The sequence below is a fragment of the Paenarthrobacter sp. 10L412 genome (genome assembly GCF_056395565.1).
Window position 1 is genome coordinate 171,680 of sequence record NZ_JBFTJT010000012.1, and the last position, 7,048, is coordinate 178,727.

The 7,048-nt window shown below is 58.6% G+C and carries 6 protein-coding genes and 1 pseudogene; 2 read left to right on the forward strand and 5 right to left on the reverse strand.

Annotated elements, in window-relative coordinates; all coding sequences use genetic code 11:
* Positions 1 to 8: 8 nt before the first annotated feature.
* On the reverse strand, positions 9 to 935 hold the full coding sequence (locus AC1DD7_RS17880; protein WP_477516021.1) for an ABC transporter substrate-binding protein: 927 nt from the start codon (positions 933 to 935) through the stop codon (positions 9 to 11).
* A 217-nt stretch (positions 936 to 1,152) separates the two neighbouring features.
* Between AC1DD7_RS17880 and AC1DD7_RS17885 the strand changes: the two genes are divergently transcribed.
* Positions 1,153 to 1,986 carry a GNAT family N-acetyltransferase gene (locus AC1DD7_RS17885; RefSeq protein ID WP_477516022.1) on the forward strand — a complete coding sequence of 278 codons (834 nt, stop codon included), beginning with the start codon at positions 1,153 to 1,155 and terminating at the stop codon, positions 1,984 to 1,986.
* On the forward strand, positions 1,983 to 3,089 hold the full coding sequence (gene menC / locus AC1DD7_RS17890; RefSeq protein WP_477516023.1) for an o-succinylbenzoate synthase: 1,107 nt from the start codon (positions 1,983 to 1,985) through the stop codon (positions 3,087 to 3,089). Before AC1DD7_RS17885 ends, menC begins: the two co-directional genes overlap by 4 nt.
* A gap of 53 nt (positions 3,090 to 3,142) precedes the next feature.
* Here the strand turns inward: menC and AC1DD7_RS17895 are convergent, their stop codons facing one another.
* The 4 genes and pseudogenes from AC1DD7_RS17895 to AC1DD7_RS17910 all read right to left on the reverse strand — a co-directional run.
* Entirely contained in the window at positions 3,143 to 4,744 is a 1,602-nt protein-coding gene (locus tag AC1DD7_RS17895) for a PucR family transcriptional regulator (protein WP_477516024.1), read from the reverse strand.
* Between the two features lie 11 nt (positions 4,745 to 4,755).
* On the reverse strand, positions 4,756 to 5,898 hold the full coding sequence (locus AC1DD7_RS17900; RefSeq protein ID WP_477516025.1) for a M20 family metallopeptidase: 1,143 nt from the start codon (positions 5,896 to 5,898) through the stop codon (positions 4,756 to 4,758).
* 79 nt (positions 5,899 to 5,977) lie between these two features.
* Positions 5,978 to 6,622: an MBL fold metallo-hydrolase gene (locus AC1DD7_RS17905; RefSeq protein ID WP_477516026.1), complete on the reverse strand. Its 645-nt coding sequence runs from the start codon at positions 6,620 to 6,622 to the stop codon at positions 5,978 to 5,980.
* Between the two features lie 132 nt (positions 6,623 to 6,754).
* Positions 6,755 to 7,048 (reverse strand): annotated as a pseudogene (locus AC1DD7_RS17910) (TMEM175 family protein); the annotation flags it as partial.

Here is a 7,048-nt window from a genome sequence, read left to right on the forward strand (position 1 = left end):
TGTGGCTCTTATTCGGAGATCTGATCAGCGGTGATACTGGACCCGGAGGGGATTCCCCAGCGCTTGTTGATGTCGGAGTATGTTTTGCTCTGCACAATTGCTTTCATGGCAGCGGTGATCGCCGGGCGCAAGCCGGACTCTTTGTTCAGGGCAATACCAGTGAGCCTCGGCTCGTAGTCGCCACCAGCCGCCAACTCGAATTTGTTCTCGGCAAGTGCTCCTTGATAGCTCAAAGGAATACTGTCTGCCATCACGCCATCGACCCGCCCTGACAGGAGCGCAAGGTTTGCGTCTGTCTGGGTGGGAAACACAGCCTGATTGATTGCCTGTTCGCCGCTGCCGGTACATTCCTCTGACATGGTCGGGAGGATGTCGAGGGATTCGTGGGTGCCCTTTTGTGCGGCGATCTTCTTACCGCACAAGGAAGCGGCGGTCATCGATAGTTTGGCCGGGTTCCCGGGTAGGACGGCCATGCCGGAACCACCAGAGATGTATGGAACGAAGTCGACCACCTTCTGTCGCTCTTCCGTGACGTTGAAGGCTGACATGCCGGCGTCGTACTTGTTGGAGGCCAATCCCGGCAGGATCGTGTCGAACGTAGCTGGAACATATTGCGCCTTGAGCCCGAGGGAGGACGCCAGGACATTGCCCATGTCCACGTCCCAGCCGATGACTGTCTTGTTGTCGGTGTCAAAGTATTCAAACGGGGGATACGTGGGGTCTGTTGCCATCACCAGCGTGCCTTTGTCCCGCATGGACTGAGGTAGCAGGGCACGGGCTTCTTCATTTACTCCGCCTTGTTCGCTGGCTGAAGAGACAGGTGCCGTTGCCGGGCTCTGCGCGGAAGCGTCACCTTGCGACGCTGTTGTGCAGCCGCTGACGGAAGACATGACCAGGGCTGCGGTGAGGAGCGCCAACTTATTGCTGATTCGCATCGTTAGTACCTTTCGTGAAGGGGGCCTGCGGACACTCGTTGATGGGCGCCCAGTCGGATCCTTGGGAGGCTCGTGACTTGGGCCACTATTGCTGCAGGCGCCTACTGAGCTTGGCATCGGAGATCGACGGCCGAATGGTTCTCCCAGACAAAAATGCGTCGCAATTTAGTTGTCCGCGACAAAGGACGGACTGCTGCCGCCCTAGAACATGGAGGGCATGAGAACTGATTCAGAACCCCTCGCATCCGCTCGTGACGTTGCGGCGAAGTCGGCAGCAAGGGCGGCGCTTTCTTTGCGGCCGCTAACCTCAAAAGGCGAATTCGCTGCTGCCTCTGACCTGCTGGCAGGCATCTGGGGCACAAGCCGGGACGCGTCGCCGCTGTCCTCCGATCTTCTCCGCAGTTTGAGCCATGCGGACGCCTGCGTAACCGGAGCCCTGTCTGGTGAGGAGGTGGTGGGCGTCGCAGTAGCGATCTCAGGGCCTCCCGTCTCTGAAGTGATGTACTCACTCATTGCCGGAGTAAAACCGGGATTTGCTGGTCGGGGAGTGGGCATCGCACTCAAATACGCCCAGCGCGTTTGGTCTCTCGAGCGGGGTGCCAAACGGATGTTGTGGACTTACGACCCCTTGATTCGCAGGAACGCCCATTTCAACCTCGTGCGCTTGGGAGCACGGGTGCAGAATTACATCCCGGAGTTTTACCCACCCATGCACGATTCTCTAAACAGGATGGACCGCACGGACCGTCTATGCGTGAGTTGGGACCTGGCGTCGGCTACTCCGTCGACCCCAGAGGACGACGACGGACCGATCGCCCTTCGCGCCGGGGAGAACGGCAGCCCTCAACGCTCTGGCATTGCACCGCAACCGCGGATGCGGGTCTGGATCCCCCGTGATATCGAGTCGATGCGGCTTGACGACAACGCTTTGGCAATGCGATGGCGTGTTTCCATGGCGGATGTCCTGCAAGAAGCCGAAGCGCAGAACTTGGTGCCCGTGTCGGTTTCTGGCTCCGGGTACTACGTGCTGGACACGGTGAGTGCACAATGAGCGCGGCATTCAAGGTTGAATTGCGAAGGGTGCGCATGCCCCTTGCCGGCGAGTTCAGGACATCGCGTGGCAGCGAGTCAGTGCGCGAGATGCTTCTGGTCCGATGGGTCACAGACAACTCAGAAGGTTGGGCCGAATGCGCAGCAGATGCCGAGCCGGTCTATTTTCCGGAACGCCTTGAATCAGCGCGACTCCTCATCGCGGAGGTACTGGTCCCGTTGCTAGCGAAAATTCCCACGATTGATGCGGCCGGTGCGCATGTGGCGATGAAGCGGGTCCCCGGGAACCCGTTGGCTAAGGCTGCGCTTGAGAGCGCGATCCTTGATGCCGAACTCCGCGCGCACGGAATGTCCATGAAGTCCTACCTTGGTGGCTCCCGCGAGAAAATCAGGGTCGGCGTTTCAGTAGGTATTTGTGAATCGTTGAGTGATTTGATCCGCCAAGTCGAAGGGTACGTTGCAGAGGGATATTCTCGCGTAAAACTGAAAATAGCTCCGGGGTGGGATGTTGAGCCGGTCCGGGCCATTAGACGCGAGTTCGGTGAGGACCTGCTTCTTCAGGTAGATGCAAACCAGGCGTACACGATCGCTGACGTCAGCACGCTTCGCCGGCTGGACACCTTTGATCTCCTCTTGTTGGAGCAGCCCCTTCCAGCGGAGGAGCTGTGCGGTCACGCCCGGCTGGCAGGCTATCTGCAGACGCCCATTTGCCTCGATGAATCCATTACTTCCTGTGCTTCCGCTGCTACCGCAATTCAGATGGGGGCGGCACAGATCATCAATATCAAGCCAGCACGGGTGGGTGGTTACCTTGAAGCTCGGGCCATCCATGATCTCTGCCTCGCCCAGAGCATACCCGTTTGGTGCGGTGGCGTGCTTGAGACCGCGATTGGTCGGGCAGCTAATCTGCAATTGGCTTCATTGCCGGGTTTTACCCTTCCATCCGATATTTCAGCCACGAAACGCTACTACACCAAGGACATAGGCCAGGAGTTTCATATCGAGTCTGGAACCATAAGCGTTCCACACGGTCCCGGAACCGGAGCAGTCATTGACTTGGACTACTTGGAATCGGTCAGCGTGGAACAGGAATGGTTGATGTAGGTACTGCTTGGACGACTGGAACAAATGCGTCGGGTGAAGGCGGGAAGGGCGCGTTAAAGCCGTTCCCGCCGGCGCAGGTGGAGCTGTAGCCACATGATGAGGCGTTGGCCCGGGTTGTCCACATCGATTCCAAACTTCTTTGTCAGCTGCCTCATACGGTAACGCTGCGAATTTTCATGGACCATCATCAACTCCGCTGCCCTACGGTTATCGCCAAAGGTGTCTAAAAACGCCAATAACGTGGCAGCGTACTCCGTGCCGTTGGCTGCATCGTAGTCAAGGATCTCTCGGACAGATCCCAGCAATCGCTCGGGAGCAGCGACCGTTCCTTCAGAAAGCTCCTGCAGCAAAATCCGGTGGCGATCTTTTTCAGTGGACATGGCTTCATCCAAGGCTTCGATATTCTGAAACCGGAAGGCTGTTTCGATGTCGGTATGTGCTCCTTTTAAGTCGGCAACTGTATGCAGTGGCCCGGAGTAAGCGCATCGGAGATGAACTTCCGCCGTACCGGCTGCGGCACGCTGTGAGGCCGTAAGGAAATTCCTGATTCGCTCGTCGGTCAACTGGTCCGCCCCGGGAATGAGCACAAACACCCGATTCGCGAGCACGGTGCAGGAAGCGGCTCTCCGAACCGCTTCGGCGTTCAGCGCGACGATGTCTGCGATCCTGCCCAGGTCAATATCAGCTCCAGTTTCGACGGCGTTCGCGAAACCGATCAACACCACCGGCATCTGCTTCTCAAGGGTGAGTGCGGCCCCAGGCTCCATTTGTACGCCACCCAGGGCGGCCGTCAGCAATTCGCCGCGCCGATGGCGCTGCAAACTGAATGCGCTGGCCGCATGTAAAAGGTGCAGGGATGCAATGGGTGCAGCATCGGCGAGTACGCTGGCGATTTCTTCGCTTCTGGTGCCGCCTTCGTCAAAAGCCCACAACGAGCCAACCAGCCTTGATCCGACTCTTACAGGCATTGCCACTCGCTCCAAGGCGCCATGTTCCTGGTCAAAAAAGACCGGGGTGGTCGCCATGGCCACAGCTCGGTACCGCGCCAAGTACCAAGGCAAGTCCGGCACAGCACGCCCCAGAATCGCATCGCGTCGGCTATCGTCCGTACCCTGATCGGCAATATTTGAATACGCCACCACTTCTCGATTGACGTTCTCAATCGTGATGGCAGTTCCCGCCATCGCAGCTATCGCATTCGCCAGACTGAACAAATCACCGGGAGCGATATCCGCGATAGAGGCAGTCCGCATTTCTGCCGGATCAGAAACAGCGGCGCTGATCAGCGCATGAAGCGAGTTCCAGGAGGCGTCATCTTGAGCAACGAGCACCTGGACCTTCCCGGCACCCGAAATATCTATTGTTTCCTTGGCCGAGTCACGAGACTTCAAGACGACGGCCGCGTACTCGCGCTCTGCCGCTTCCTTGATGGCGGACGATGCAGCGTCGGGCGCCAAGGACGCGCCCGTCATGAGAAGAACACCGCCCTTGATAGGCGGGACTTCCTCCAATGGATCCCAAACAACCGACGCCCGGACATCCGGGTCTGCTGGCAAAGAGCCGTCGCGCGGACCATAAGGAGTCAACAGCAAAGGACCCAGAGCCGCCAGCAGCTCGCTCAAAGAGGTGTATGGAGGCGAAGCGGCTCCGCTCATGCCAAACACTCCTAGTGGTTTGTACTGCCCTCGATGGGACGCGCCAACAAAGAGTCGACGAGTCCGGCCAGCAACGCAGCCCGCTCGGGCATGGCGCTGATCTGGACCCATTCTCCCTCGCTGTGCGCGCCGGCACCAACAGCCCCCAAACCATCAAGGGTAGGTATTCCCAAAGCTGCGGTTAAGTTTCCGTCGGAAGTGCCCCCGGCCATCACTCCGCGGAGCGGAGGCAGACCCAAAACGGCGGCTACCTCACTGGCACGATCAAACAGAGCTGACGCCCGGCCTTGTTCAAGTGGTCCTCTGTCAATCCCTCCCTCAACTTGGAGGACTGCACCGTCCAGCTTGGGCTGCAGACACCTCAAAGCAGCGTCAACCCGCTCCAACTCAGACATTGAGGTGGCACGCACGTCAATGTCCAGCCAGGCTGAAGGCGGAACCTGATTGGATGCTTCACCTGAACGAAGCGTGGTGGGTGTAACAGACGTGCCCCTGGCAATGTCCTGCAGGTCATCTATCAAATGAATCTGTTGAGCGATCTCGACGGTGGCGTTTATCCCGGCCTCCGGCTCAAGGCCAGCATGCGAGGCACGCCCACGGACATGAAGTCGGTACATTCCCGAACCTTTGCGGCTCGTTTTGAACGCCCCATCCAAGCTTGCCTCGAGTACCAGAACGGCTTCCACTTCGGCGGCAAGCTTCTCAATCGCACTACGGGAAGAAGCCGACCCGGTCTCCTCATCTCCGGTAATAAGGATCTGTATTCCATCCGGGTTGCCCAGTGCATGAACCGCGTAAAACGCCTGCACGATCCCGGCCTTCATGTCGAAGGACCCAGGCCCCGTTGCTTTGTCGCCATCCACGGAAAAGGGCCACCGACTGGTAGTACCGACGGGCCAAACAGTGTCGTAGTGACCCACGATGAGAATGCGAGGCTTAACACCCAAACTCCACAACAGGTGCGTGCATCCTTCGCCGGGGAGATAGACAGGCTCACTCCCTAGCAGACTTTTTCCAACAGCTGAGACCTTTTCGGCAGCTGCAACCAGCTCCATCGGCTGCGTTGATGGCGATTCTGAAGACACCAGCAGTTCCAAATCCTCGAGCATCCGAGGCTGAAGTTGAGACAAAGTTTCCATGAGTCGAACGGTCATGAGGATCTCCTAAAAGGGTTTTGCCTCATCATCCGCCGCTTCGCCACCACGCTGGACATCAACTTCGACAAATTTTCTTTCAGTTTTTGTCCGATTCAACAACTCGGATAGAGCGGAGCCATGGCTTGTGCGCGTGGGTGAGCCAAACCATTTCAGGGTTCAGGGAACGCACCAGCAGCTGGCCCTCTGTGCGGGGGTTGTCCAGTTCATCGAACCAAACTGCTGTGTCTCCAGCGATGACGGTAGGGCCTTCTTCTCCATCGATGACAACGATTTGTGAGCCCCGGGTGTGGCCTGGCGCTGAAAGGAGTCGTAGTCCGGGAAGCAGTTCCAACTCGCCGTCGACCGGTACGTAGTGCATCCCTGGCGGGTCCACCCATTCAGGGATGGTGTAGTCGTCTTGGTTGCGGGCGTCGTCGAGTTCCTGGCGTTGGACGTAGATGGGCTTGCCCGCGAAGAGGTGGTTGCCTCCGCAGTGGTCGAAGTGCAGGTGAGTGTTGACCACGATGTCGACGCTGCTGATGTCGAAGTCCTGTTCCTTTAGCGGGTAAAGGCGCGGGTCCATGTCGGCGACGGCGGGATGAAGCTGAGTCATGCCTGTGTCCACGAGTACACGCGCGTCGGGGTGGTCGATAACGTGCACGTAGACCGGCATGGGTTCGCCTTCGGGAACCAGCTCGGCCACACGGATGGCGGTAACAGGGATTGCAGCGGCGGAATTCACGTCTTTACCTCAGTTCCAAATGATGGCCATGACCTGTCCGGGTCCAGACTCCCATCTGCCAACTTGTCTGTCGAGCAGCAGCACCAGAAGCAGGTTCCTCATTTTCGGCGCGCGAATCTCTGCGTTAGCCGATTAGCCGACGCCGTTATCGCTTTGATGAGCCCTGGCGACAAAGTGCTCAACCCGGCGGTCCGGGACCAGCCAGATCAGCGCCACAACGGTGAACATGGCGATCCCGAACAGGGGCTGGACCAGGGTGGCTGCGATGCCGGCCATATAGATCACGGGGGATGCTTTGCCTTTCCAGTCCCGGCCGACAGCCCGGGCAAGGGCCCCGTCCTTGCCTTGGGCGGCGATCAGGCGACGTTCCAGGATGTAGTACGCGATCGCTGCACACAGCAGGTTGATTCCGTATAACAGGACGGG